General features: G+C 54.1%; 21 protein-coding genes, 2 rRNA genes and 2 riboswitches (1 of these 25 running past the window's edge). Of the genes, 19 read left to right on the top strand and 4 right to left on the bottom strand.

Annotated features, from left to right (window positions below; genetic code table 11):
* Positions 1-1650: ribosomal RNA gene (locus tag PAE68_RS04680) — 23S ribosomal RNA — on the top strand (it extends 1397 nt beyond the left edge of the window).
* Between the two features lie 208 nt (positions 1651-1858).
* A 5S ribosomal RNA gene (rrf, locus tag PAE68_RS04685) occupies positions 1859-1975 on the top strand.
* Positions 1976-2102: 127 nt separating this feature from the next.
* Here the strand turns inward: rrf and PAE68_RS04690 are convergent.
* From PAE68_RS04690 to PAE68_RS04700, 3 genes are read right to left on the bottom strand one after another with little or no spacing between them, the layout of a single operon-like run.
* The gene (locus PAE68_RS04690; protein WP_281884575.1) at positions 2103-3656 is read right to left on the bottom strand and encodes a methyl-accepting chemotaxis protein; all 1554 of its coding nucleotides are present in this window, start codon (positions 3654-3656) and stop codon (positions 2103-2105) included.
* Positions 3657-3678: 22 nt separating this feature from the next.
* Complete coding sequence (locus tag PAE68_RS04695) at positions 3679-4077, bottom strand: carboxymuconolactone decarboxylase family protein (RefSeq protein ID WP_281884577.1); 399 nt, start codon at positions 4075-4077, stop codon at positions 3679-3681.
* Positions 4078-4094: 17 nt separating this feature from the next.
* Entirely contained in the window at positions 4095-5744 is a 1650-nt protein-coding gene (locus tag PAE68_RS04700; RefSeq protein ID WP_281884579.1) for a thiamine pyrophosphate-binding protein, read from the bottom strand.
* A gap of 306 nt (positions 5745-6050) precedes the next feature.
* Between PAE68_RS04700 and PAE68_RS04705 the strand changes: the two genes are divergently transcribed.
* On the top strand, positions 6051-7187 hold the full coding sequence (locus PAE68_RS04705) for a zinc-dependent alcohol dehydrogenase (RefSeq protein WP_281884581.1): 1137 nt from the start codon (positions 6051-6053) through the stop codon (positions 7185-7187).
* A gap of 71 nt (positions 7188-7258) precedes the next feature.
* Here PAE68_RS04705 and PAE68_RS04710 read toward each other — a convergent pair whose 3' ends face one another.
* Complete coding sequence (locus PAE68_RS04710) at positions 7259-8086, bottom strand: stalk domain-containing protein (RefSeq protein ID WP_281884583.1); 828 nt, start codon at positions 8084-8086, stop codon at positions 7259-7261.
* Between the two features lie 3 nt (positions 8087-8089).
* Positions 8090-8263: riboswitch (cyclic di-AMP (ydaO/yuaA leader) on the bottom strand.
* A gap of 194 nt (positions 8264-8457) precedes the next feature.
* Here PAE68_RS04710 and PAE68_RS04715 point away from each other — a divergent pair.
* From PAE68_RS04715 to PAE68_RS04790, 16 genes are all read left to right on the top strand, one after another.
* Positions 8458-9909 carry a potassium/proton antiporter gene (locus tag PAE68_RS04715; protein ID WP_281884585.1) on the top strand — a complete coding sequence of 484 codons (1452 nt, stop codon included), beginning with the start codon at positions 8458-8460 and terminating at the stop codon, positions 9907-9909.
* 58 nt (positions 9910-9967) lie between these two features.
* Positions 9968-10984, top strand: coding sequence for a potassium channel family protein (locus PAE68_RS04720; RefSeq protein WP_309299352.1), 1017 nt, complete (start codon positions 9968-9970; stop codon positions 10982-10984).
* Positions 10985-10997: 13 nt separating this feature from the next.
* A complete protein-coding gene (locus PAE68_RS04725; RefSeq protein WP_281884589.1) occupies positions 10998-11690 on the top strand; it encodes a DUF6483 family protein in 693 nt (230 codons plus the stop codon).
* Positions 11691-11869: 179 nt separating this feature from the next.
* Positions 11870-11971: riboswitch (purine riboswitch) on the top strand.
* A gap of 180 nt (positions 11972-12151) precedes the next feature.
* Positions 12152-12637, top strand: a complete 486-nt coding sequence (gene purE, locus PAE68_RS04730) for a 5-(carboxyamino)imidazole ribonucleotide mutase (protein ID WP_281884591.1) — start codon at positions 12152-12154, stop codon at positions 12635-12637.
* Positions 12638-12642: 5 nt separating this feature from the next.
* Positions 12643-13830 (top strand): 5-(carboxyamino)imidazole ribonucleotide synthase, encoded by a 1188-nt coding sequence (gene purK / locus PAE68_RS04735; protein ID WP_281884593.1) that lies wholly within the window; start codon positions 12643-12645, stop codon positions 13828-13830.
* Positions 13831-13860: 30 nt separating this feature from the next.
* Entirely contained in the window at positions 13861-15159 is a 1299-nt protein-coding gene (gene purB, locus PAE68_RS04740; RefSeq protein ID WP_281884595.1) for an adenylosuccinate lyase, read from the top strand.
* Between the two features lie 13 nt (positions 15160-15172).
* Positions 15173-16066, top strand: coding sequence for a phosphoribosylaminoimidazolesuccinocarboxamide synthase (locus PAE68_RS04745; RefSeq protein ID WP_397378167.1), 894 nt, complete (start codon positions 15173-15175; stop codon positions 16064-16066).
* Positions 16067-16103: 37 nt separating this feature from the next.
* The gene (gene purS / locus PAE68_RS04750; RefSeq protein WP_281884597.1) at positions 16104-16352 is read left to right on the top strand and encodes a phosphoribosylformylglycinamidine synthase subunit PurS; all 249 of its coding nucleotides are present in this window, start codon (positions 16104-16106) and stop codon (positions 16350-16352) included.
* Between the two features lie 20 nt (positions 16353-16372).
* A complete protein-coding gene (gene purQ / locus PAE68_RS04755) occupies positions 16373-17068 on the top strand; it encodes a phosphoribosylformylglycinamidine synthase subunit PurQ (protein WP_281884599.1) in 696 nt (231 codons plus the stop codon).
* Positions 17046-19289, top strand: coding sequence for a phosphoribosylformylglycinamidine synthase subunit PurL (gene purL / locus PAE68_RS04760; protein ID WP_281884601.1), 2244 nt, complete (start codon positions 17046-17048; stop codon positions 19287-19289). The genes purQ and purL overlap by 23 nt, the downstream gene beginning before the upstream one ends.
* Positions 19274-20812: an amidophosphoribosyltransferase gene (gene purF / locus PAE68_RS04765; RefSeq protein WP_281884603.1), complete on the top strand. Its 1539-nt coding sequence runs from the start codon at positions 19274-19276 to the stop codon at positions 20810-20812. Before purL ends, purF begins: the two co-directional genes overlap by 16 nt.
* A 123-nt stretch (positions 20813-20935) precedes the next feature.
* The gene (gene purM / locus PAE68_RS04770; protein ID WP_281884606.1) at positions 20936-21976 is read left to right on the top strand and encodes a phosphoribosylformylglycinamidine cyclo-ligase; all 1041 of its coding nucleotides are present in this window, start codon (positions 20936-20938) and stop codon (positions 21974-21976) included.
* 2 nt (positions 21977-21978) lie between these two features.
* Positions 21979-22608: a phosphoribosylglycinamide formyltransferase gene (purN, locus tag PAE68_RS04775; protein WP_281884607.1), complete on the top strand. Its 630-nt coding sequence runs from the start codon at positions 21979-21981 to the stop codon at positions 22606-22608.
* 71 nt (positions 22609-22679) lie between these two features.
* Entirely contained in the window at positions 22680-24221 is a 1542-nt protein-coding gene (purH, locus tag PAE68_RS04780; RefSeq protein ID WP_281884609.1) for a bifunctional phosphoribosylaminoimidazolecarboxamide formyltransferase/IMP cyclohydrolase, read from the top strand.
* A 22-nt stretch (positions 24222-24243) separates the two neighbouring features.
* A complete protein-coding gene (gene purD, locus PAE68_RS04785) occupies positions 24244-25503 on the top strand; it encodes a phosphoribosylamine--glycine ligase (RefSeq protein WP_281884612.1) in 1260 nt (419 codons plus the stop codon).
* A 279-nt stretch (positions 25504-25782) separates the two neighbouring features.
* Positions 25783-26796 (top strand): LacI family DNA-binding transcriptional regulator, encoded by a 1014-nt coding sequence (locus PAE68_RS04790; RefSeq protein ID WP_281884614.1) that lies wholly within the window; start codon positions 25783-25785, stop codon positions 26794-26796.
* Positions 26797-26806 lie beyond the last annotated feature (10 nt).

Here is a 26806-nt window from a genome sequence, read left to right on the forward strand (position 1 = left end):
GTGGACTGCATACAAGTGAGAATGCCGGTATGAGTAACGAAAAGATCAGTGAGAATCTGATCCGCCGTAAGCCTAAGGGTTCCTGAGGAAGGCTCGTCCGCTCAGGGTAAGTCGGGACCTAAGGCGAGGCCGAAAGGCGTAGTCGAAGGACAACAGGTTGAAATTCCTGTACCACCGTGAACCGTTATGAGCAATGGGGTGACGCAGAAGGATAGTGACGCGGACTGATGGATGTCCGTCCAAGCAGCGAGGCTGGTTAGTAGGCAAATCCGCTAACCGTAAGGCTGAGCTGTGATGGGGAGGGAAATATAAGTACCGAAGGTCATGAGTTCAAGCTGCCAAGAAAAGCCTCTAGCCAGGGAGAAGGTGCCCGTACCGCAAACCGACACAGGTAGGCGAGCAGAGCATGCTAAGGCGCGCGGAAGAACTCTCGTTAAGGAACTCGGCAAAATGACCCCGTAACTTCGGGAGAAGGGGTGCCTCGGTAGGGTGAATAGCCCGAGGGGGCCGCAGTGAAAAGGCCCAAGCGACTGTTTAGCAAAAACACAGGTCTGTGCGAAGCCGCAAGGCGAAGTATACGGGCTGACGCCTGCCCGGTGCTGGAAGGTTAAGGGGAGCGGTTAGGAGCAATCCGAAGCTGTGAACCGAAGCCCCAGTAAACGGCGGCCGTAACTATAACGGTCCTAAGGTAGCGAAATTCCTTGTCAGGTAAATTCTGACCCGCACGAATGGCGTAACGACTTGGGCGCTGTCTCGACGAGAGATCCGGTGAAATTTTAATACCTGTGAAGATGCAGGTTACCCGCGACAAGACGGAAAGACCCCATGGAGCTTTACTGCAGCTTGATATTGGACTTTGGTACGATCTGTACAGGATAGGTGGGAGCCTGAGAAGCCGGAGCGCCAGCTTCGGTGGAGGCGCCGTTGGGATACCACCCTGATCGTATCGGAGTTCTAACCTGGTACCGTAATCCGGTATGGGGACAGTGTCAGGTGGGCAGTTTGACTGGGGCGGTCGCCTCCTAAAATGTAACGGAGGCGCCCTAAGGTTCCCTCAGAATGGTTGGAAATCATTCGCAGAGTGCAAAGGCATAAGGGAGCTTGACTGCGAGACAAACAGGTCGAGCAGGGACGAAAGTCGGGCTTAGTGATCCGGTGGTACCGTATGGAAGGGCCATCGCTCAACGGATAAAAGCTACCCTGGGGATAACAGGCTTATCTCCCCCAAGAGTCCACATCGACGGGGAGGTTTGGCACCTCGATGTCGGCTCATCGCATCCTGGGGCTGAAGTAGGTCCCAAGGGTTGGGCTGTTCGCCCATTAAAGCGGTACGCGAGCTGGGTTCAGAACGTCGTGAGACAGTTCGGTCCCTATCTGTCGCGGGCGTAGGAAATTTGAGAGGAGCTGTCCTTAGTACGAGAGGACCGGGATGGACGTACCGCTGGTGTACCAGTTGTTCCGCCAGGAGCACGGCTGGATAGCCAAGTACGGACGGGATAAGCGCTGAAAGCATCTAAGCGTGAAGCCCCCCTCAAGATGAGATTTCCCAGTATGTAAGACCCCTTGTAGACGACGAGGTTGATAGGTTCGGGGTGTAAGTGCGGTAACGTGTGTAGCTGACGAATACTAATCGGTCGAGGGCTTATCCTAAAAAATTATGGGATGTACATCTCATAAAGCTAATATAGAGCATCAGCGTGCTTGAGTTTCGTATCCAGTTTTCAAGGTGCAATAGCCTTGAGTTTTAAGCTGCATGTCCTTTTCAAGGTTGGATATTTTATTGTCGAATCTCGAAGAAGTGATGTCAGCATAAAAATCTAATGCTTTCGAAGTAGTTTTGCTTTGCAAAACTTTGAGGTTTGGTGATGATGGCGGAAGGGAACCACGCGTACCCATCCCGAACACGACCGTTAAGCCTTCCAGCGCCGATGGTACTTGGACCGCAGGGTCCCGGGAGAGTAGGACGTCGCCAAGCAAAAAAAAGAGTCTTTTTGGATAAAACCAAAAAGACTCTTTTTTGTATCTCATTCGAGCTATACCTCTGAAGCGAGTTGATGGACGTTATTTCGTCACCAGCTCAGTTCATGAAGCTTGTGAGCGTTCTAGCCTTTTGCAGCTAATGGGCTCGTTTGTGGAGACCAGTTTGTTAATTGATTCAGCTCATTAATAATGTCCTCCAGCTGCTTGGAGCTGGCCACCAGCTTATTAACCTGATCTTTCTGGAAGTTAATGTCCTTTGTCATATCAGACAGCTGACCGCTTGATTTCTCTGTAATCATAGATATGGACATAATCTTATGATAGATAGCGCTGAAGCTAGATTCAACATCATAGAAGAGCTCGTCAATTTCCTTCGTTTGAGTGGCAGCTTTAGACGTTTCGACCAATATGGTTTTGAATTTACCGCCTGCATCTTGACCGATGGATTTCCCTTGAAGGGCGGTTTTTTGCCCAATTCTAACTTGCTCCGTTACAAGCTCTGTCTGTTCCTGAATGAACTCGAGTATAGCCGTAATTTCGGCTGAGGATTGCTGGGAGCGGTTAGCCAGCTTGCGTATTTCGTGGGCGACAACCGCGAAGCCCGTTCCATGTTCACCTGCGCGAGCTGCTTCAATCGATGCATTAAGAGATAAGAGATTCGTCTGCTCGGAGATATCGCGAATGGTAGAGATCATGTGACTGATCTTATCATTTTGCTCGTCAAGCATTTCCAGAAGCTTAACAGTGCTCGTAATCATTTGAGCCAGCTCGTCGATTTCACTGAGCAATTGATTGACTTTGACATCGCCTTCATCGGTAACATTTGAGATTTCGACGGAAAGCTCACGAATGGTCTTGAATCGGTCTGCGACTAGCTGCACATTGTGATTGGTCGATTCAATGGATTGATTCGTTTCAATAATCTCCGTAGCCTGCCTGTTGAAGGCGCCAGACATAACCCCGAATCGATCCGCAATATGTGCGGAGGACTCGTCTGTTTTACGTACCGTATCTTGAAGCAAACTATAAAATTGGGTGAGGATTTCGAGCGATTTTTTAACTTGATGTAAAATTTCATTGCTCTTACGTTGATTGTCTTGAGCGAGCTTCTCGCTATTCAATACATCCTTAATAATCTTCCGTCCGATCAAGCAAACGGAGATGCCACTTAAGCCACACATTAGATACAGGCAGTTGATGACAATCAGGTCTATGAGCTCATACGTAAGAAAATAAGGATTGTACGTAAAGTGGATGGCCATACCAGCCATGCCGTACACGATAGAGAAGCACATGATTCTTGTGTGAAGATAGGGCAATGAAAATAACAACGTCATAAAAAAGGTCAGCCAAGCCATAGTTGAAGGAATGAACCAGATGACGATAAAGCTGAGTACAAAGGAAAACGCATTAAGTAAAAACTTGCCGACGGGCTTCTGATGGACGAGCCTGAAAAGGATATAGGTCATGACGCTCAAGGTGATCATCGTAATGTAGAAAGAAATGAACTGCTGCAGGTCCACCAGCTCAAGCATGTAGAAGATCACAAAGATAGGAAAGCAGCTCATGACCCCCATGCCGATCAGAGTGTAGGTCAGCAGCTTGGAGCTGAGACGTTCATAGATGTCGAGCAGCGTAGTTGGTACATTGGAACTGGCTATAGTGGCTGTGGTCATGAAGGACCTCCCGGTGTGATAATTAACGTAGGGCGTATTCTTTGGTTAACGAAATATTACGCTCTTGGAAAAACTTCATCGCTACGGCAAGCGCTCCGCAGCCCTTAGGGAATCCGGCATACGCGGTACAGTGCATAATGACCTCGACAATCTCTTCTGGAGTCAATCCCACATTCAATGCCGCATTCAGATGGAAGGGCAGCTGCCCCTCGGCTCCTTGTGTAATCAAGGAAGACAGAGTCAGCAGATTCCTCTGCTTCAGATCAAGCTGGGTACGAGAGTACACATCGCCAAAGCCGAATTCAATGATCATATGATAGAAATCGGGACTGAAGCGCTTGATGCTATCCAGAGGGTCTGTTCCTTGTCCGCCCGATAATTTGCGCAACGTCTCCATTCCACGGTCAAAACGTGTGTTCATATTCGTATACTCCCTCCTTATTTCAGCTGCACGACTCTGGACAGTGTTGGCGGAACCTCCTTGGGATCCACAATGGCCTCAATAACGACAGGACCATCGGCATTCAAGGAGGATGTGATCGCTTCTGCCAGTTCATGCTCTGTTGTGCAGCGGAACGATGGGACGCCCATGGATGCGGCAAATTGAGCTACGTCGAGCCTGGTCTCATAGATAGTTCCTACGGACCGGCCTGTAGAATAAGACATGCCCTTCTCGACCATATCGAGCTGACCGTTGTTCAGAACGATGAAGATAACGGGAATGTGATGATTCCTTGCTGTGGAAAACTCAGTGCCGTGCATAAATGTACAGCCATCCCCTGTTAAGCATACGATCGTCCGGTCAGGAGCACCGATCTTCGCTCCGATCGCGAACCCGATCGCATGTCCCATCGCACCAAACACGTCATCGAAGAAGAAGGTGCCTGGCTCGTAAATATCAAAATGACGAACTGCATAGAACGTATGACTTCCATCATCCCCGAACAGAATCGAATCTTGGGGTAAGAGGGCGCGCATGGTTTTGACCGTTTGTTTGGCTGTAAGAGCTGTTGTAATTGGAGCTTCGCTGGAATCTGGCTCGGTTAATGTCGCTGCGACTTCCGAGAAGGTTGTACAGTATGGAGGGGTGGCCACTTGGAGTAGTTTCTGTAGGTTGGCTTTTGCATCGCCAAGAACAACCTTGCTAGGAACGGGAATCGATTTGCCTGTAAAGGTTACATCACAATCGAAGTGCAGAACAGAGTGTGGGTACATCTCAGGAGTAAAGCCGGCTAGAGACATATCGCTGAGCTTCGTACCAATGACGATCATGAGGTCCGTACCGGATCTTAAATAGTGGGACGCATCCTCGGTCCCTCCAAGGCCAAAACCGCCTAAGCTTAGCGGATGAGTAGAAGGGAAGGCGCCTTTGCCACATGGAGTAGTGATAACAGGAATGTTCCAGCCTTCGGCGACTTGTCGCACTTCTTCATAAGCACCTGCAATGCCGACGCCCTTGCCTATAAAAAGAACCGGCTTCTTGGCATTGTTGATCAATGGTACGACGTTCTCAATATCGGACGACACGACAGAAGGAATATCCGTGGGCAGCGGAATATAGAACGATTCGACCTCTTCCATATAGACATCGTAAGGGATTGAGAGATGAACAGGTCCTCGCTTGCCAGTCATAGCCTGCTCAATCGCGTGCCTTAAGTATAGCATAAGTTGCTCCTTACGCTCTATACGTGCGCTGAACAAGGTCACAGGCTCGAACATTCGTGTCAGGTCCGTACCGAATTGGCTCGAATCTTGCCCTTGGGCTTTGCCTGTAGCTTCAATGGGCTGATGACCCGTAATGAATAGAACCGGCAGATGATATGCTTTGGCCTGCGCGGCTGCTGTGAGTAGGTTCGTACCGCCTGGACCAGTCGTGCCTACAGCTACACCCAGTGATTGGTGTGTGAGTGCATAGCCGGAAGCCTGATAACCTGCACCAGCTTCATGTCGGCTGAGGACGAAGGTCACATTTTCGTTTTCGAGCTCGAACAACAACGGACATACCGCTTTACCCGGTACGCCGAACACATGTGTAATTCCCCAACGATTGAAATGCTCTGCTAATAAAGCGGACACTTTCTTCTTCACTTTACATTCCTCCTTGGTGGTCGTACATATGCATCTTGGGGATTCGCGATGAACCGACAAAATATGAAGTTCCCCCGCCTAGATAAATGGTATTTCAGCACTACGTCTATATTATACTTCAGGAGTATGTCGAATAAGTTTATATGTTTTGTCGAATCCATATAAGATATTGTTGTAGTCGTGCATCGTTCGGCTTATATATGTATACATTGGAAATATTAAGGTGTTATTGCTTCTATATCCTGTATCTGAATACAACGGCTAGTCGGGTGGCATATTACACGCAAAAACAAGAAGGAGCCTGACATGAAAGCCGTTACGTATCAAGGGATTCAAAAAATAATGGTCAAGGACGTACAGGACCCGATGATCGAGAAGCGCGATGACCTAATCATTAGACTGACGAGCACGGCCATATGCGGCTCTGACCTGCACCTGTATCACGGGATGGTTCCCAATATGCCCAAGAACTTCGTTATAGGCCATGAGCCGATGGGCATTGTGGAGGAAGTCGGACCTGATGTTACCCATGTGAAAAAAGGTGATCGGGTCATTATTCCGTTCAATATTGCGTGCGGCCAATGCTTCTACTGCCAGCATCAGCAGGAGAGTCAATGCGATAATGCGAATCCGAACGGAGAGGTCGGTGCGTACTTCGGTTATTCGGATACGTTCGGTGGCTATGCTGGGGGGCAGGCTGAATACTTAAGAGTGCCATATGGCAACTTCGTGCCGTTCAAGGTTCCAGAGAGCTGTGAGCTTGAGGATGAGAAGCTGCTGTTCCTCTCTGACATTATTCCGACCGCCTACTGGGGAGTGGATAACGCAGGCGTCAAGCCGGGGGATACGGTTATTGTGCTCGGCTGTGGTCCTGTCGGTCTGCTGACACAGAAGTTCGCTTGGATGAAGGGGGCGAAGCGCGTCATCGCGGTCGATTACATCAACTATCGGCTGGAGCATGCGAAGCGCGTGAACGGGGTTGAGATTGTTAACTTCGAGAAGGAAGCGAACATCGGAAGCTACCTGAAGGAGCTAACAGGCGGCGGCGCCGAGGTCGTGATCGATTGTGTCGGGATGGATGGGAAGATGACGTTGGTGGAGAAGATCGAGACAGCGCTCATGCTTCAAGGCGGTTCGATGGGAGCGATCCAAATTGCGTCGCAGGCTGTGAGGAAGACCGGTACGATCCAGCTCATCGGCGTATATGGGCTGCGGTATAATGCGTTTCCGCTAGGAGACTTGTTCGCACGCAACATCGTATTGAAGATGGGCCAAGCTCCGGTCATTCACTACATGCCGCACTTGTATGAGCTTATCACGACGAACAAGCTGGACCCGACGGACATTATTACACATCGGGCGAGCTTGTCGGATGCGCCGCGGATGTATGAGCTTTTTGACGGGAAGAAGGATGGATGTATTAAGGTTGTATTGAAGCCGTGATAGGTACCTGGTCTAGCTAAAAAAGCAGGCTAGCTGTTATCAGCTAATCTGCTTCACTTCACTTAACAAGTTTAAGGAGCTAATACGTAAACCTTCACATCTTGAATGCCGAAGCGCCAAGCTTGATCTCTGGACTGTGGGACGAAGATGTCGACCTTGTTGCCCTTAATCGCACCACCGGTATCGGTAGCTGTACCGAACATGCCGCCGACCGGTAGCCCTTCATGCGTATAGCCTTCGATATATACTTGACTGCCGAGCGGAATGACAGACGGATCGACAGCGACGGTGCCTAGACTCAACGTGTTACCCATATAATCAAGCGCTGCATAACCGCCGTTCTCTAATGGAGTAGCGGTGTAAGCGGACGCCTTAGCTTTGATTACCTTCGTAAACGTGCGGTTATTGATTAGTGGTCGGTACCACGCCGGAGCGTAATAGCGTCCGTCTGTGCCAAGAATCGCGATTCGGTTCGTCGCATCCCATTGCGTCGTCGCTCCGAAGGTGTCGGAGATGAGTCGGAAAGGGACATAGACGCGTCCGTCGACGAGGCGCGGCGCACTCTCGACTTCGGTGGTCTGCTCGTTGACAGAGATGACCTTCTCGCCGGTTGTCAGCGTCAAGCTTGTCTCTTCGTTCTGAATGGTGACGGTTATTTGTTGACCGTCCATTTGCCATTCAAGGCTATAGCCGAGCTCGTCCACAATTGTACGTGCTGGCACCTGCAGCTTCGAATTGTCGACGACAACAGGCTTGGCGTCCTGGAATTGAACGAGCTTGTCGTTGATCTGTACTTTAATATCCGTCTGTACTGCTGCATAGGTGCCAGATGGTGAATATAGAGCAGCAGGCAGCACCAATAAAGCTGCGAGCAGCATTTTTTTCACAGAAGTATGCAATTGTATCCCTCCTATATAAGCCTCCGAGGTTAGTTGTCGGGTTCGGGAAGAGGATTTCCCTAGGCCGTCTTGTGCGCAAGGAAGATTCAAGCGCATGTCAACTGCCATTCACCCCAAGTAAAGAGTCCCCCGTACGAGCAGCATGAAGAAGCCTGTGCGATTCGGCTTAAATGAATTTATCATAAGCGTTCCTTATGAAGCAATACGCAAAAATATCCATGGGTTGAAAATGGAAATGATTATGCCCGTTTATGCTGAAAGACGTGCCTACCTTTACCTGTAATGGTACAATATATAGAAGCAGATCCGCGGAAGCTCGTGATGGATTAGCAGCATATTTCGCTCAACAGGTGCGGTGAGGAGGTCCAGGGGTGCCATTTACAGTCGATAGCTCGATCTTACTTTTCTCTACATTATTAATTGTGGGCGTCATCACCACGAAGTTCTCATCTCGGCTCGGCGTGCCGTCTCTTGTGTTCTTTATTGCAGTGGGCATGGTGCTGAGTAAGTTTATTTACTATGACAGCGCCTACCTGACGCAATTGTTCGGAATTGTGGCGTTGATCGTCATTTTGTTCGAAGGCGGACTTCAGACGAAATGGAGCAATGTGAAGCAGGTGATCGGTCCCTCAGCTACGCTAGCGACAGTGGGCGTGTTGATTACGACCGTCATTATCGGCGTGCTTGCCAAGTACATACTTGGATTGTCTTGGCTGGAAGGGCTGCTCTTCGGTGCAATCGTCGGGTCCACCGATGCCGCGGCAATATTCGCTGTCCTCGGGAACAAGAACATTCGTCCGAAGCTGACGGCGACGCTGGAGGCCGAGTCGGGAACGAATGACCCGATGGCGATCTTCTTGACCATCTCGCTGATCGAATTGATTCAGTACCCGGATGCCAGCTTGATGTCGCTCATCTGGGGCTTCGTGTGGCAGATGGGCTTAGGACTTGTGATGGGTGTACTCTTAGGTAAGTTATCTGTATGGATGATTAACAAAATTAATCTCGACTCGTCAGGGTTGTACCCGGTGCTGTCGATGGCGCTTGCCGTTCTGACCTACAGCGGAACAGCGATGCTCCAAGGAAGCGGCTTACTAGCCGTCTACGTGATGGCTGTTCTCGTCGGCAACTCGGATCTTACGTATCGGCACTCGATCTTCCGGTTTAACGAAGGCTTCGCTTGGATGATGCAGATTCTGATGTTCATATTACTGGGGCTGCTCGTGTTCCCGAATCAGCTGCTCTCCGTCATCTGGCAAGGGTTAGGCTTATCGATTCTACTGATGTTCGTAGCAAGGCCAATCGGCGTGTTCGCAAGTATGATCTTCACGAAATTCAGCCTCAAGGAGATCACGTTCATCTCTTGGGCGGGCTTGCGGGGAGCCGTACCGATTGTACTCGCCACCTATCCGATGATCGCAGGAATCGATAACAGCCAGCTGATCTTCAATGTCGTATTCTTCGTCGTTCTCACGTCGGCCTTGGTGCAAGGCTCAACAGTGTCATTATTAGCTGACAAGCTAGGACTATTAGGTGGTAAAAAAGCGACCGTTCCGCACACTCTGGAGCTCGTATCGATCGGAAGGACGAATGCGGAGATTATCGAGATCGATGTCGAGGAGAACTCTCCCGTCGAGGGTAAGCAGATCAGACATGCCGAGCTTCCGGAGGAAGCATTAGTGACGGCCATTGTTCGGGATGAAAAAATTATTACGCCAAAGGGAATGACCTTCATTCAAACGGGCGACATCCTCTACGTGCTAGTGCCGAAGCATCTGAGAGAGCAAGTGAAGGCGCAGTTTAGTAAGCAGGAAGAGTCTTAATGAACGTAGCTGGATGAACATGATCATTTCTCAGTAAGGGGGGATACGCTTGCACGTTGTGCTGCTTCGATTATCGATTAAGCTGTTAAAAATGAAAAGCTCAGCACTCATTGTTGGATGTCTGATCTTTGTGCTAGCTGCTACTACGCTGGCCTATTGGATGGAGCCTGACAACTTTGGCAGCTGGTTCAATAGTTTGTATTTCGTGTTGACGACGATGGCGACGGTTGGTTATGGCGATTATTCACCCGAGACAGTTTCAGGTAAAGTGCTTACGATCTTCATTTATATATTCGGCATCGGCTTGCTGAGCTTAGTCATTGGTAAAATTTTGGATGGAGTTGCAGCGTTTCATAGGAAGAGGGAGGCGGGTCATTTGAGATTTCATGGCAAGCGGCACGTGATCATCGCCAATTGGAGTAAGAAGGCCCAGTATGCGGTGGAGGAGATTATGTCCACAGACCCGACGATCGAGGTCGTTATTATTGATGAGCTGCCTAAGCATCCATACGATAAGCCGAATGTTCATTTCATCAGCGGAGACCCAAGCTCAATGGAAGTATTGGAAATGGCCGATATTGGCAACGCGCGGTCCGCGATCATATTCGCGGATTCGAGAATCGACGAGCCTTCGCTCGTAGATGGGAAGTCGTTGCTGCTCGCGTCCACAATCGAGAGCGTAGCTCCCCATGTGCATACGACTGTGGAGATTATGCTGGAGAAGCACATTCAGAACTTCAAGCATGTGCATGTCAATGAATTCGTGCTATCCCATGATGCTGTATCTAGACTGGCTGTCCGGTCGGCGATGAATGAAGGTAGCGTAGGTGTAATTACACAGCTGCTAAGTCGCCAACGAGGAGCGGACCTGCACCACATACCCGTAAGTCGCGAATGGAAGACGTACGAGGATGCGTTCTTAGCGTTGCTCCGACAAGGGGCTACATTAATAGCGGATAATCATGATATGAACATTAATAAGAAGCTGAAGGAGCCGATTCCAGCAGAGGCCAAGCTGTTCGTCATCTGTGATGAGGTAACCTATAAGCGTATTATGGAGGAGACACACTCCTAGGCGGGGGATATTCGTGTATCAACGGGATTATATCGTAAGGATGCTGCAGGATGCGGCGAAGGCGATTCATGAGGTGCTAACGAAGCATCAGCAAGAGGCGCTGCGTCAACGACTGGCGCTGCTGAACGAAGCAATGAAGCGGCTCGCCGGGCTTGACTCGAAGCTCGTGCGTGGTCTGTCGACGAACGATCTGCTTGCCTTGCTCGCTCAGGGCGGAGTTGTGGACGTAGGCAAGTCGCTCGTCATCAGCGATATGCAGCAGGTGCGCGCGGCTCTGCTCGTCGAGGCCGGTCTGCAGGAGGAGGCCGCGGCTGAAGGTGTGAAGTCGCTGGAGCTGCTGCTTGCCGTGCGTCTTCTTGAGGAAGGCAAGGAGTGGCTCAGCGAGATCGACCTGCGCGTGGAGGGAGCGATCACGCTGCTCGGCCGCGCACCGAGGTCGGCTGAGGTATGGGAGCAGCTCGTGTCGTATTACCGGGAGAATGAGCGCTACGACAAGTGTGAGGATGCACTGTATCACGCGTTGGACGGCTGGCTTGAGGGTGGAGAGCAGGAGCGAGGGCAGCAGCTGCTGGAGCTGGGGAGCGCGATGTACACCGGCTGGCTGGAGTTGTCAGAGGAGCAGCTCCTGCGCGGCGGGCTCAGTCGGGATGAGGTGCTCGCAGGAATGAAAGAGCTTTCCGAAATGAAAGCAGCAGCTGTAAAATGAAAGTAAATCAACGTGAAATATCGCGGGAAATGCGAACTATTTTTTGTGACAAAAACGAGAATGTTCGGATTTGCGAGTTGACAGCGCATGTTAATCCCTGCTAAACTGATGTAGTGAAAAGCTGGTAAAGAAATTGTAAAGGTGCTTGTACGTAGACCCTTGAAGGGTGCTGCGGGCGGCTACCGTTAACTAAATAATCTCGTATAATGTCGGGAATATGGCCCGAACGTTTCTACCCGAAAACCTTAAATTTTTGGACTACGAGCAAGCTACGAATAGAGAAGGTCAGTACCCTAGGTGCTTGACCTTAACTTGCGCTTAAGACCTGAACGATCAGGATTGAGTAACTTGTCGTCCTTCGATAGATGATAATGCTGTGTAAGCAGTGCTGAAGTCTATCTCAAGGGCGATTTTCATTTGTATACATTATGACGAAACATGTCGATAAACGGAGGATAATCATGTCTGTGCTAGTTGGTGTTATTATGGGCAGCCAGTCGGACTGGGAGACGATGAAGCACGCCTGTGACGTGCTGGACGAGCTTGAGGTGCCCTATGAGAAAAGAGTCGTGTCCGCGCATCGGACACCGGATCTGATGTTCCAATACGCGGAGGCAGCGGTGGAGCGAGGTCTGAAGGTTATTATCGCCGGAGCAGGCGGAGCTGCGCATCTGCCAGGCATGGTGGCGTCGAAGACGGTGCTGCCGGTTATTGGCGTGCCGGTCAAGTCGTCGACGCTGAGCGGGATCGACTCGCTGTACTCGATCGTGCAGATGCCAGGCGGCGTGCCGGTCGGCACGATGTCGATCGGGCAGGCGGGCGCGAAGAACGCGGGCTTGTACGCAGCGCAGCTGCTAGGCGCGTTCGACCCAGAGCTGCAGCAGCGTCTTGTCGAGCGTCGGGCGAAGGTAGCACAGGATGTTATTGAGAAGAGTGTGCTGGAGTGATGATGATGCAGCCAGACGCAAAGATAAAGGCTTATGACCCGCAGAAGGTGCTTGCGCCAGGCTCGACGATTGGAATATTGGGCGGCGGTCAGCTCGGCCGCATGCTGGCGCTCGCCGGACGGGCGATGGGCTATCGGTTCGTCACGCTGGAGCCGACGCCGGATGCGCCTTGCGCGCAGGTGGCAGACGAGCAGCTGGAGGCCGCCTACGATGATGTGGAGGCAGCGCGGAGGCTCGCTGAGCTGTCAGACGTCATCACGTACGAGTTCGAGAACGTGGATGCGAATGTGACAGCGTTGCTTATGCAAGAGTCTTATGTGCCGCAGGGCAGCACGCTGCTGTATACGACGCAGCATCGGCTGCGCGAGAAGCGGGCGATTGAGGCGACAGGCGTGAAGGTAGCGCCGTATGCCGAGATCGGCAGCGTCGATGAGCTCCGGGCAGCGGTGGCTCGCTTCGGCACGCCATGCGTGCTGAAGACGGCGACAGGCGGCTATGACGGCAAGGGCCAGTGGGTCATTCGAAGCGAAGAGGAGATTGCCGAAGCTTACGAAACGCTCAGTCAGGCGCGTACGGAGCTCGTGCTTGAACAGTTTATACGCTTCACCAAGGAAATATCCGTCATTGCGGCACGCAGTCCGCGCGGCGAGGTGAAGGTATTCCCTGCTGCTGAGAACGTGCATGTGAACAACATACTTCATCTGTCGTTCGCACCGGCACGAGTCGATGCGGACGTGCTGGAGCGTGCAGAAGCAATCGCCAAGATGATCGCCGAAGGGCTCGATGTGATCGGTCTGATCGCCGTCGAGCTGTTCCTGACCGAGGACGGCGAGCTGTTCGTCAACGAGCTGGCGCCGCGGCCGCACAATTCGGGGCACTACACGATGGAGGCGTGCCGGACGTCGCAGTTCGAGCAGCATGTGCGGGCGATCTGCAACCTGCCGCTCGGCGATCCTGCTCTCATGCAGCCGGTCGTCATGGTCAACGTGCTCGGCGAGCATGTGCAGCCGCTGCTTGATTGGATCGTGCAGCCACAGTCGGAGCATGTCGCTGGAGTGACAGCGAAGCTTCATCTATATGGCAAGCACGAGGCGAAGGAAGGCCGCAAGATGGGGCACGTCAACCTGCTGGCGAACACGCATGAGGATGCCATTCGCTGGATAGAGGCTTCACATATATGGGACGCTAATTAAAGAAAGAGTTAAATAGGAGGCTGCAATACAATGATCGATCGTTATACAAGACCCGAGATGGGCAACATCTGGACGGAAGAGAACAAGTTCAAGGCATGGCTGGAGGTCGAGCTGCTGTCCTGTGAGGCGTGGGCGGAGCTGGGCGTTATCCCGAAGGAAGACGTTGTCGAGCTGCGCAAGAACGCAAGCTTCAATATTGAGCGGATCTATGAGATCGAGCAGGAGACGCGTCACGATGTGATCGCCTTCACGCGTGCTGTATCCGAGACGGTCGGACCCGAGCGTAAGTGGGTGCATTACGGCTTGACATCGACAGACGTTGTCGATACGGCGCTTGGCTACTTGCTGAGACAGGCGAACGAAATTATCGAGAAGGACATCGTGAGCTTCATCGACATCCTGCGCGATAAGGCCATTGCATACAAGGATACGCCGATGATGGGACGTACGCATGGCGTGCATGCCGAGCCGACGACGTTCGGCTTGAAGATGGCGCTCTGGTACGAGGAAATGAAGCGGAACCTCGAGCGCTTCCGCCATGCAGCGGACGGTGTACAGTTCGGTAAAATCTCCGGCGCGGTCGGCACGTACGCGAACATCGATCCATTCGTGGAGCAGTACGTGTGCGATAAGCTCGGCACGAAGGCGGCGCCGATCTCGACGCAGACGCTGCAGCGTGACCGTCACGCCGAATATATGGCGACGCTGGCGCTCGTTGCGACGTCGCTAGACAAGTTCGCGACGGAGATTCGCGCGTTGCAGAAGAGTGAGTTCCGCGAGGTGGAGGAGCCGTTCGCGAAGGGTCAGAAGGGCTCGTCGGCGATGCCGCACAAGCGCAACCCGATCGGCTGCGAGAGCATCTCCGGTCTTGCCCGCGTCATTCGCGGCCACATGATTTCGGCGTACGAGAACGTGACGCTGTGGCATGAGCGCGACATCTCGCACTCGTCGGTGGAGCGGGTCATTTTACCAGATGCAACAATCTTGCTGAACTACATGCTCAATCGTCTGGGCAACATCATCAAGAACTTGACCGTGTTCCCTGAGAACATGAAGCGCAACATGCAGTCGACATATGGTGTGCCGTTCTCCGGCCGTGTCATGACGAAGCTGATCGACAAGGGCTTCAGCCGCGAGCAGGCGTACGACACGGTGCAGCCGCGTGCGATGCAGGCGTGGGAGGAGCAGCGCTCGTTCCGCGACATCGTGCTGAGCACTTCGGCGATTACAGACGTGCTGAGCGCAGACGAGATCGACGATGCGTTCAACCCGAGCTGGCATCTGAAGCATGTCGATACGATCTTCAAGCGTCTTGGCTTGAGCGAATAGGAGGCTGGCGCTCGTGGGTGAGAAGGAAGCAATCGCAATATCCAGCGCACAGTCGTATGTGACGGCTCCGCTGCTGTACAAGGGCAAGGTGCGCGAGCTGTACGACCTCGGTGAGCATTACTTAATCGCGGTTACCGACCGCATCTCGGCGTTCGACTGGGTGCTGAGCCCGGCGGTGCCGTACAAGGGCAGCGTGCTGAACTCGCTGAGCCGATTCTGGTTCGAGCAGACGGCGTCGATTCAGCCGAACCACGTTGTGCATACGGATGTGGAGCAGCTCGGAGACATCGTTACGGATCGCGACATCATGAAGGATCGCTTCATGGTGACGAAGAAGGCGGAGCGCATCGATATCGAGTGCGTGGTGCGCGGCTACATTACCGGCGGCGGCTGGAGACAGTACCAGCAGACCGGCGAGGTGAACGGACATAAGCTGCCTGCAGGCATGCGTAAGAACGAGAAGTGCCCGCAGCCGATCTTCACGCCAGCGGCGAAGAACGACGTCGGCCACGACGAGGACATCTCGATCGAGCGGATGAAGGAGCTGGTCGGCGCTGAGCTGACCGAGCAGCTGCAGGAGAAGAGCATTCGGCTGTACGAGTTCGCGCATGCGTTCTGTGCGGAGCGGGGCATTATACTCGCGGATACGAAATTCGAATTCGGACTTATTGATGGCGAGATTATTCTCATAGACGAAATCTTCACCCCGGACTCCTCGCGCTTCTGGGATCAGAATAAATATGAGCTGGACATCGAGATCGACAGCATGGATAAGGAGCCGGTACGCACGTACCTCGCCGGAACGAGCTGGGACAAGAACAGCGAGCCGGACCCGCTGCCGCAGCAGGTCGTCGAGGAGACGAGCCGCCGCTATCGTGACATTTATAACCGTTTGGTGCAAGGATAGATTACAATAAACCATTCCCCGGGAGGCACGGATTGAGATGTTGAAAGCGACCGTATACGTAACGATTAAGCAAAGCGTACTGGATGTACAAGGAACCGCCGTTCAAGGCGCGCTTCACTCGATGGGCTTCGACGAAGTTGGCAAGGTGCGTATTGGTAAATACCTGGAGGTCGATCTGAACACGAACGACCGCGCCGCTGCTGAAGAGCGTGTGAAGGCGATGTGCGAGAAGCTGCTGGCGAACACGGTCATTGAGGACTACCGCTACGAGCTCGTTGAGGCTTAACATAAAAGGGGGAGCAACGCATGAATTTCGCGGTTCTGGTGTTTCCAGGCTCGAACTGTGACATCGACTGCTTCAAGGCGGTTGAGGACACGATCGGACAGCCTGTTGAATATGTGTGGCATACAGCTACGGATCTATCCAAGTACGACTGCATTCTAGTGCCGGGAGGCTTCTCCTACGGCGACTACTTGCGCTGCGGCGCGATCGCACGGTTCGCTCCTGTCATGAACGCGCTCGTTGAGGCTGCGGCACAGGGCAAGTACGTGCTTGGCATCTGCAACGGCTTCCAGATCTTGACCGAGGCGGGTCTGCTGCCAGGCGCATTGCTGCGCAATAAGGCGCTCAAGTTCCGCTGCCACGCGGCGATGCTGGAGGTTGTGAACGCGGACAATCCGTTTACGAAGGAATATAAGCAGGGCGAGCTCATCAACATTCCGATTGCGCACGGGGAAGGCAGCTACTACTGCGACGACGCGACGCTGGCGGAGCTTAAGGCGAATAACCAAATTATTTTCCGCTATGAAGCGGGCAACAACCCGAACGGCTCGGTGGACGACATCGCAGGCGTCAGCAACAAGGCAGGCAACGTGGTCGGCATGATGCCGCATCCGGAGCGCGCCATTGCGGACATTCTTGGTTCGGCGGACGGAGCACGTATGTTTACATCGATCTTGAGCACTTGGAGGGAGAAGCATGGCGCAGCAGCTATCGGCTAAGGAGCCAACGGCTCAACAGATTGAAGAGCAGAAGATCTATAAGCAGTTCGGCGTATCAGACTCCGAATATGAGAAAATATGCGGGTTCCTCGGTCGCAAGCCGAATTACGTCGAGATTGGCGTATTCAGCGTCATGTGGTCGGAGCACTGCTCCTATAAGAACTCCAAGGTCGTGCTGAAGAAGTTCCCGACGAGCGGTCCACGCGTCCTGATGGGACCGGGCGAAGGCGCGGGTATCGTCGATATCGGCGATAACCAGGCGGTCGTGTTCAAGATTGAAAGCCATAACCACCCTTCCGCGGTGGAGCCGTACCAAGGCGCTGCTACAGGCGTAGGTGGCATTATTCGTGACATCTTCTCGATGGGCGCGCGTCCCGTAGCGGTGCTGAACAGCTTGCGCTTCGGACGTCTGACGAACGATCGGGTGAAATATTTGTTCGAGCACGTCGTGTCCGGTATTGCGGGCTACGGCAACTGTATCGGTATCCCGACTGTCGGCGGCGAAATTATGTTCGATGAGAGCTACGAGGGTAACCCGCTCGTTAACGCAATGTGCGTCGGCTTGATCGATCACGATAAAATTCAAAAGGGTGTCGCGAAGGGCGTCGGCAACCCGGTATTCTACGTAGGTCCAGCGACAGGCCGCGACGGTATTCACGGCGCGACGTTCGCCTCCGAGGACTTGACGGCGGAATCCGAAGCGAAGCGCTCTGCTGTGCAGGTCGGCGACCCGTTCATGGAGAAGCTCGTGCTCGAAGCATGTCTCGAGCTGATCGACTCCGGTATCGTCGTCGGTATTCAGGATATGGGCGCCGCAGGTCTGACGTGCTCCAGCTCCGAGATGGCGAGCAAGGCGGGCAACGGCATGGAGCTGTACCTCGACGAGGTGCCGCAGCGCGAGGAAGGCATGACGCCTTACGAGATGATGCTGTCCGAGTCGCAGGAGCGGATGCTGTTCGTCGTGAAGCCTGAGCATGAAGAGCAGGCGAAGGCGATCTTCGAGCGTTGGGGACTGCATTGCGCGAAGGTGGGTAAAGTGACGGACGACGGCAACCTGAAGCTGTACCATCAGGGCGAGCTGGTCGGCGATATGCCGGTGACAGCGCTCGTGGACGAGTGCCCGATGTACCACAAGCCTTCGCAGGTGCCGGCTTACTACGAGGCGAACGCATCGGTCGATACGACTCGCTATGCGGAAGTGACGGACCTGCAGGATGCGCTGCTGAAGGTGCTCGCTTCTCCTACTGTTGCAAGCAAGGAATGGGTATACAACCAGTACGACTACATGGTGCGCACGAGCACAGCCGTTCAGCCGGGCTCTGACGCAGCGGTTGTAACGATCCGCGGCTCCCGCAAGGCGCTGTCGATGTCGACAGACTGCAACGGACGCTACGTGTACCTCGATCCAGAGGTGGGCGGACGTATTGCGGTCGCGGAAGCGGCGCGTAACAACGTATGCTCCGGCGCTGAGCCGCTCGCAATTACCGATAACCTGAACTTCGGAAGCCCGGAGAAGCCGGAAATATTCTGGCAGCTGGAGAAGTCGGTGGACGGTATGGCGGAGGCTTGCCGCGAGCTGAACACGCCGGTTATCGGCGGTAACGTCAGCTTGTACAACGAGAACACGAAGGGCGCGATCTACCCGACGCCAGTGGTCGGCATGGTCGGCTTGATCCATGATGTGGATCATATTACGACGCAAGGCTTCAAGCGCGAGGGCGACGTTGTGCTGCTGCTCGGCGATACGAAGGCAGAGCTCGGAGGAAGTGAGTTCCAGTCCGTCATCCACGGCGTAACGGAAGGACGTCCTCCGGCGATCGATCTGGCGGTAGAGAAAGTATTGCTCGACTCCGTGCTTGGCGCGATCCAGCAAGGTCTGGTCGCTTCGGCGCACGACTTGTCTGACGGCGGTCTTGCTGTAGCGCTCGCAGAGAGCTGCATGAGCGGTCGTCTTGGCGCGAAGGTGAACGTCGAGACCGCACTGCGTCCAGACTTCGCTCTGTTCAGTGAGAGCCAGTCGCGCATCCTGCTCAGCGCTTCGCCGGAGAAGGCGGGCGAGCTCGAAGCTCTGCTTCGCGCGAAGGGTGTGCCGGTGCAGGTGCTCGGTACAGTCGGCGGCGACAAGCTGCAGGTCAGCGTTAACGGAAGCTCGGTCATTGATGCATCTGTCACACAACTAGAAAAGGTCTGGAAGGATGCGATTCCATGTCTGATGAGCTAATCGTCGCTGGACAAGGAGCACAAGTTCGCGTGAAAGGGTCCGGAGCTAGCCATCAGCTCTGGACCGGCAATTTCTACAACGAAGGCATTAACAGCCATGACGGCTTGTTCGATAAATTGCGAGAGGAGTGCGGCGTATTCGGCGTGTTCGGTCACGACGATGCCGCCTCTCTCTCGTACTACGGACTGCACGCGCTGCAGCACCGCGGCCAGGAGAGCTCAGGCATCTGTGTCTCGAACGGTCAGACGTTTAACTACCATCGCGGCATGGGGCTCGTGAAGGAAGTGTTCGACAACGACACGCTCGGCAAGCTGGTCGGCTCTGTAGCGATCGGTCATGTGCGCTATTCGACGTCGGGCGAGAGCAAGCTGACGAACGCGCAGCCGCTCGTGTTCAAGTACCGCGAGGGCGATCTGGCGATCGCGACGAACGGCAACTTGACCAACGCACCCGAGGTGAAAAAGCGTCTCGAGCGCGACGGCTCGATCTTCCAGACGACGAGTGATACCGAGGTCGTGGCGCACTTGATCGCCCGCTCGAAGCATGACGACATCGTGCAGGCGGTGAAGGATGCGCTCGTGCAGGTGGAAGGCGCCTTCGCTTTCTTGTTCCTGACGAACGATAAGCTGATCGTTGCGCGCGATCCGCACGGGCTTCGCCCGTTCGTCATGGGTGAGCTCGGCGGCGCGAGCCTGTTCGCGTCCGAGTCCTGTGCGTTCGACACCGTCGGCGGCCGCTATGTGCGCGACATCGAGCCGGGCGAGCTGCTCGTGCTGGACCGTGCGACTGGCAAGGTGACCGTCGATCGGTTCGCACCGCTCAAGCAGCGGGCGATCTGCGCGATGGAGTACATCTACTTCGCTCGTCCGGACAGTGATATTGATTCGACGAACATTCATTCGGCTCGTAAGCGGATGGGTCGTCAGCTGGCGATGGAGGCGTTTGTGGACGCGGATATCGTGACGGGCGTGCCAGATTCCTCCATCTCGGCTGCCATCGGCTATGCCGAGCAGACGGGTATTCCGTACGAGCTCGGACTGATCAAGAATCGGTATACAGGCCGGACGTTCATCCAGCCGAGCCAAGAGCTGCGCGAGCAGGGCGTGAAGATGAAGCTGTCGGCGGTGCGCAGCATCGTCGAGGGCAAGCGCGTCGTCATGATCGACGACTCGATCGTGCGCGGCACGACGTCGCTTCGCATCGTCAACCTGCTTCGTGAAGCAGGTGCGACTGAGGTACACGTGCGCATCAGCTCGCCGCCGTTCGCGAATCCGTGCTTCTACGGCATCGATACGCCGAGCCGGCAGGAGCTGATCGCCGCAGTGAAGTCGGTCGAGGAGATTCGTCAGGCGATTAATGCGGACTCGCTCCATTTCTTGACGAAGGACGGACTGCTTACGGCCATCGGCCGCGAGGGCGATGAGTACAACCGCGGTCACTGTACAGCTTGCTTCGACAACCAGTACCCGACAGCGGTGCCGGATGAGGCAGCTGCGATGATGGCTTGCGGCGGGTGCGATTAAGCGACTACAAGGACACATGTACACGATGAGGATTGGCGGTCGCCGCCGAATGGCTGGCCGCCTTCCCTTTTTATAGGAACCATAAGGTTATATATAGAAGTCACTCATAAGGAGGAATCCGCAATGTCCGATGCATATAAACAAGCCGGAGTCGATATCGCGGCCGGTAATGAAGCGGTAGAACGGATGAAGAAGCATGTGAAGACAACGTACCGCCCCGAGGTGCTGACGGAGCTCGGCGGCTTCGGTGCGTTATTTGGCTTGAATAAGGATAAGTATGAGGAGCCTGTGCTCGTGTCCGGTACGGACGGCGTCGGCACGAAGCTGAAGATCGCGTTCGCGATGGACAAGCATGACACGATCGGCATCGACGCAGTGGCGATGTGCGTGAACGATATTATCGTACAAGGCGCAGAGCCGCTGTTCTTCCTCGATTACCTCGCGTGCGACCGCGTCATCCCGGAGAAGATCGAGGCGATCGTCAAGGGCATCAGCGACGGCTGTGTGCAGGCAGGCGCGGCGCTCATCGGCGGCGAGACGGCTGAGATGCCGGGTATGTACAGCGAAGGCGAGTACGATATTGCTGGCTTCACAGTCGGTATTGTGGATAAAAAGAAAATCATCGACGGCAGCACGATCCAGCCGGGCGATGTGGTGCTCGGTCTGGCGTCGAGCGGCGTGCACAGCAACGGCTTCTCGCTCGTGCGCAAGCTGCTGCTCGAGCAGAAGGGCTACACGCTCCACGATACGATCGAGGAGCTGGGAGGCCGTCTGGGCGACGTGCTGCTCGCGCCGACGAAGATCTATGTGAAGCCTGTGCTGGCTGCGCTGCAGGAGGTTCCGCTGAAGGGACTGGCACACATTACAGGCGGCGGCTTCCTCGAGAACATTCCGCGCTGCTTGCCAGACGGTGTGAACGTCGAGATCGACTACGGCTCCTGGCCGATTCTGCCGATCTTCGAGCTGATGCAGCGTGAGGGTGCGATTACGAACAATGACATGTTCCGCACGTTCAACATGGGTATCGGCATGGTCGTGATCGTCGCAGAGGAGCATGCAGCACGCGCTGCGGAGCTGTTCGAGGCGAATGGCGAGAAGGCGTACACGCTCGGTCGTGTGACGGAAGGCACGAAGGTCGTTACATTCACTGGAGCGGAAGTATGAGCTTGAACGATAGAAGCCCGTTCCGCATCGCTGTGTTCGCTTCCGGTTCAGGAAGCAACTTCCAGGCGCTTGTGGACGCGGTGAAGGAGGGGCGGCTCGATGCTCGCATCGAGCTGTTAGTCTGTGATAAGCCCGAGGCGAAGGTCGTCGAGCGGGCGCATGCGGCAGGCGTTGCCGTCCATGCGTTCCGTCCGAAGGATTACGCCTCGCGTGAGGCGTATGAAGCGGAGATCGTCGAGCTGCTGAACGCGAAGCAGATCGATCTTGTCGTGATGGCTGGCTATATGCGGCTGATCACGAGCGTCTTGGTGGAGCCGTACTATGGACGGCTCATTAACGTGCATCCGTCGCTGCTGCCTGCCTTCCCTGGCATCAATGCGGTGAAGCAGGCGCTTGACTACGGCGTCAAGGTGACGGGCGTGACGGTGCATTATGTGGATGGCGGCATGGATACGGGGCCGATTATTGCCCAGCAGTCGCTTGCACTTGTGCCTGGCGATACGGAGGAGACGGTCGCGGAGCGGGTACACCGGATCGAGCATGAGCTGTATCCGAAGGTGGTCGGATGGATTCGTGACGGCAAGGTGCGATTGAACGGCAGACAGGTGGAGCTTAGTGAGGCTGCGCTGTAAGGGTTGAATGTTGTGGATGGATTGTCCACTTATATAGAAGTCTAGCAACTTGAAGGAGGAACAGTTACATCATGGCTATTCGTAGAGCGTTAATTAGTGTATCGGATAAGAGCGGCATTGTGGAATTCGCCAAGGAGCTGTCGAAGCTCGGCGTAGAAATCATCTCGACGGGCGGGACGCATTCGTTGCTGCAGCAGAACGACGTGCCGGTAGTCGGAATCTCGGAGGTTACGGGCTTCCCGGAAATTCTCGATGGACGCGTGAAGACGCTCCACCCGGCTGTACATAGCGGCCTCTTGGCGATTCGCGACAGCGAGGAGCACCAAGCAGCGATGAAGGAGCTCGGACTGGACTATATTGATCTGGTGATCGTAAATCTGTATCCGTTCGCGGCGACGATCGCGAAGCCGGATGTGACGTATGAGGACGCGATCGAGAACATCGATATCGGCGGACCGACGATGCTGCGCTCGGCGGCGAAGAACCATGCGTTCGTTACGGTCGTGGTGGATGCAGCGGACTATGCAGCAGTACTCGAGGAGATCAAGGCTGGCGGCGATACGACGCTCGAGACGCGCAAGCGTCTGACGGCGAAGGTGTTCCGTCATACAGCGGCTTACGACGCACTCATTGCGGACTACATGACGAAGCAGACGGGCGAGCCGCTTCCGGAGAAGCTGACGGTGACGTATGAGAAGGTCCAGGACTTGCGCTACGGCGAGAATCCGCACCAGAAGGCGGCGTTCTACCGCAAGCCGCTGGCACCTGCGGGCAACATTACGACAGCGGAGCAGCTGCACGGCAAGGAGCTGTCCTACAATAACATCAACGATGCGAATACGGCGCTGCAGATCGTGAAGGAGTTCAACGAGCCAGCTGTTGTCGCAGTTAAGCATATGAATCCTTGCGGCGTCGGCATCGGTACCGACATTCACGAGGCGTACCAGAAGGCGTATGCGGCTGATCCTGTGTCGATCTTCGGCGGCATTGTCGCGGCGAACCGGACGGTAGGCAAGGAGACGGCGCAGCTGATGAGCGAAATTTTCCTCGAGATCATCATCGCTCCGGATTACACGGCTGAGGCGCTCGACATTCTGAAGCAGAAGAAGAACATCCGTCTGCTCCAGATCGGCGCGATCAGCGGCGAGAAGAAGGCGGAGCCGTTCATTACGTCTGTCGAGGGCGGTATGCTCGTGCAAGACAGCGACGCTTACCAGCTGACTGAGGCAGACCTGAAGGTCGTCACAGAGCGCCAGCCGACAGAAGCGGAGCTGAAGCAGCTGCTGTTCGCATGGAAGGTCGTGAAGCACGTGAAGTCGAACGCTATTGCGCTCGCGGCAGACGATATGACGATCGGCGTAGGCGCAGGCCAGATGAACCGTGTCGGTGCGGCGAAGATCGCGATCGAGCAAGCAGGCGAGAAGGCGAAGGGCGCGGTGCTGGCGTCTGATGCGTTCTTCCCGATGGGCGATACGCTGGAGCTAGCGGCGAAGGCGGGCATTACGGCGGTCATTCAGCCGGGCGGCTCGATCAAGGACGAGGAATCGATTCGTGTGGCGAACGAGAACGGCATCGCGATGGTGATGACAGGCGTCCGTCATTTCAAACATTAAGAGCGAGAGGGGAACGAAGCCTGTGCGTATCTTGGTTGTAGGCGGCGGCGGCCGTGAGCATGCAATATGTTGGGCGCTGAAGAAGAGCCCGAAGGTAAGGGAGCTGTACTGTGCGCCGGGTAACGGCGGCATCGCTGCGGTCGCAGAGTGCGTGCCGATCGCAGTCAATCAGTTCGAGGAGCTGGCGCAGTTCGCGGTCGATCATACGATCGACCTCCTCGTGATCGGACCGGACGATCCGTTGTCCGAGGGCATCGTGGATGTGCTCGAAGCACGCGGTCTTGCCGTATTCGGACCGAGACAGAACGCGGCGATTATCGAAGCGAGCAAGGTGTTCACGAAGGAGCTCTTTAAGAAATATAACATCCCGACGGCGGCGTACGAGTCGTTCGATGCGTACGAGCCAGCGCGGGCGTATCTCGATCAACTGAAGCCTCCTTACGTCATCAAGGCGGACGGACTGGCAGCGGGCAAGGGTGTCATTATCGCCCAGTCGATTGAGGAGGCGGAGAAGGCCTTGTACGACATTATGGTCGTGAAGGTGTTCGGCGATTCGGGCAATCAGGTCGTGATCGAGGAGTTCCTGACGGGTCAAGAGATGTCGATTCTCTCCTTCGTCGATGGCGAGGTTGTACGTCCGATGGTGCCAGCGCAGGATCATAAGGCGGTGTTCGACGGCGATCAAGGCCCGAACACAGGCGGCATGGGTACATATACACCGCTGCCGCACATCCCGCAGTCGATCATCGATGAGGCGATCGAGACGATTATCAAGCCGACGGCGAAGGCGATGGTTGCCGAGGGCCGTCCGTTCCGCGGCGTTCTGTTCGCGGGGCTGATGATTACAGCTGACGGTCCGAAGACGATCGAGTTCAACGCTCGCTTCGGCGACCCGGAGACGCAGGTCGTGCTGCCGCGGCTGAAGACGGACCTGCTGGACATTTTCCTCGCGACGGTGAACGGCCGATTGGATCAGATGGACATCCAGTGGAGCGAAGAGGCGGCAGTATGCGTCATTCTCGCTTCACCGGGCTACCCAGCGAGCTACCCGAAGGGCTTGCCGATTGAAGGCCTTGACGACGCGGGCGATGCGCTCGTGTTCCATGCAGGCACAGTGCTGAAGGACGGCGGCTACGTGACGAGCGGCGGCCGCGTGCTCGGCATTACCGGCCTTGGCGCGGACATCGCGGAAGCGCGCGCGAAGGCATATGCCGCGGCGGATCGCATTCGCTTCGAGGGCAAGCATTATCGGACTGATATTGCGAAGAAGGCGCTGATGTAGGGGTTGAGCGTTAGAGGCTGCAGGCTCTTGCAGCAGTTGCTTAAGCTAACCGGAACAGCTTGAATAGACGAATAGCCCCCTGACAACGATCCGGTCGGATTGTTAACAGGGGGCTATTTTATTCGGATTAGGGAGATAGCTGGAAGCAGGCTTAAGCCGAATAAGGAATACTTCATGTACGGTTTGATGAGAAGGCGCAGAAAGTTATCGGCCCATCACTCTAGTGTGTTATAATATTGTAATCGTCGATGAGTTATATGATGAAAGTGGGAATCTGGAGTGGACACAAAGATAAAAGATGTCGCTAAAATGGCAGGCGTCTCCGTAGCAACTGTCTCCAGAGTATTAAACGGCAGTGAGTTAGTTACGGAGAAAACAAGGCGTAAAGTTCAAGAAGCGATCGATCAAATGAACTACCACCCTAATGCTACTGCAAAATACTTGCGATCCAAGAGAACGATGACGATTGGAGTTATCGTCTCCGATATTAACGTTTCTTACTATGCGGAAATCGTTAAAGGTATTGAGAACATGGCTTATTCCAGGAAATATAAGGTTATTATTTGTGATGCTCAGAACCAACAGGAGAGAGAGTTAGGATATCTAGAACTTTTGCTGAACCGTACGGTGGATGCAATGATTCTCATTACACCTATGGTTTCAGATGAAATCATAAACGATTTTTCTAATAAGGATTATCATATCGGCGTCATTGGCAGGTTTATCGATAGCCGTAAGGTTCCATGTATGTTTACGGATAATGTGAAATTTTCGAGAGAAGTGGTGCAGCATTTGATTGATAGGGGGCATCGGGATATTGCCTTTTTGAGCGGTTATCCTGATTCATTAGATAGTTACGAAAGATTAGAGGGCTACATGAAGGCACTTCGGGAGCATCAGATTGCATTCAAGCCAGAGCTGATTGAGAATGGCAATTTTAATGAGGACGGCGGATATCAAGCCTTTAAACGATTGATAAACAAAACGGTTTCATTTAGCGCCATTTATTCAGCAAACGATGAAATGGCTTTAGGCGTATACCGTGCTTGTGCTGAACTTGGAATCCAAATTCCAAACGATATGGCAGTTGTCGGGGTCGATAATAACAGAATCACCAAGTACATTCATCCTCAAATGAGTACGGTGAACCAGCCTAAATATACAATGGGGGCGTTGCTTACAGAGAAAATTATTGATCAACTAAATGAAGATGAATTTGATGATCAAAGAGTATTTAAGGTTGAATCTGAATTAATTATAAGGGAATCCTCTAACTTTAGCCGCATAACCTAATCTTTGCTTA

This window comes from Paenibacillus sp. YYML68 (genome assembly GCF_027923405.1).
GTDB lineage: Bacteria > Bacillota > Bacilli > Paenibacillales > NBRC-103111 > Paenibacillus_G.

Coding starts and splice junctions, on each gene's coding strand:
- PAE68_RS04690 (WP_281884575.1), bottom strand. CDS start 3,656: ATGACCACAGCCACTATAGCCAGTTCCAATGTACCAACTACGCTGCTC.
- PAE68_RS04695 (WP_281884577.1), bottom strand. CDS start 4,077: ATGAACACACGTTTTGACCGTGGAATGGAGACGTTGCGCAAATTATCG.
- PAE68_RS04705 (WP_281884581.1), top strand. CDS start 6,051: ATGAAAGCCGTTACGTATCAAGGGATTCAAAAAATAATGGTCAAGGAC.
- purE (WP_281884591.1), top strand. CDS start 12,152: ATGTCTGTGCTAGTTGGTGTTATTATGGGCAGCCAGTCGGACTGGGAG.
- purK (WP_281884593.1), top strand. CDS start 12,643: ATGCAGCCAGACGCAAAGATAAAGGCTTATGACCCGCAGAAGGTGCTT.
- purB (WP_281884595.1), top strand. CDS start 13,861: ATGATCGATCGTTATACAAGACCCGAGATGGGCAACATCTGGACGGAA.
- purS (WP_281884597.1), top strand. CDS start 16,104: ATGTTGAAAGCGACCGTATACGTAACGATTAAGCAAAGCGTACTGGAT.
- purQ (WP_281884599.1), top strand. CDS start 16,373: ATGAATTTCGCGGTTCTGGTGTTTCCAGGCTCGAACTGTGACATCGAC.
- purL (WP_281884601.1), top strand. CDS start 17,046: ATGGCGCAGCAGCTATCGGCTAAGGAGCCAACGGCTCAACAGATTGAA.
- purF (WP_281884603.1), top strand. CDS start 19,274: ATGTCTGATGAGCTAATCGTCGCTGGACAAGGAGCACAAGTTCGCGTG.
- purM (WP_281884606.1), top strand. CDS start 20,936: ATGTCCGATGCATATAAACAAGCCGGAGTCGATATCGCGGCCGGTAAT.
- purH (WP_281884609.1), top strand. CDS start 22,680: ATGGCTATTCGTAGAGCGTTAATTAGTGTATCGGATAAGAGCGGCATT.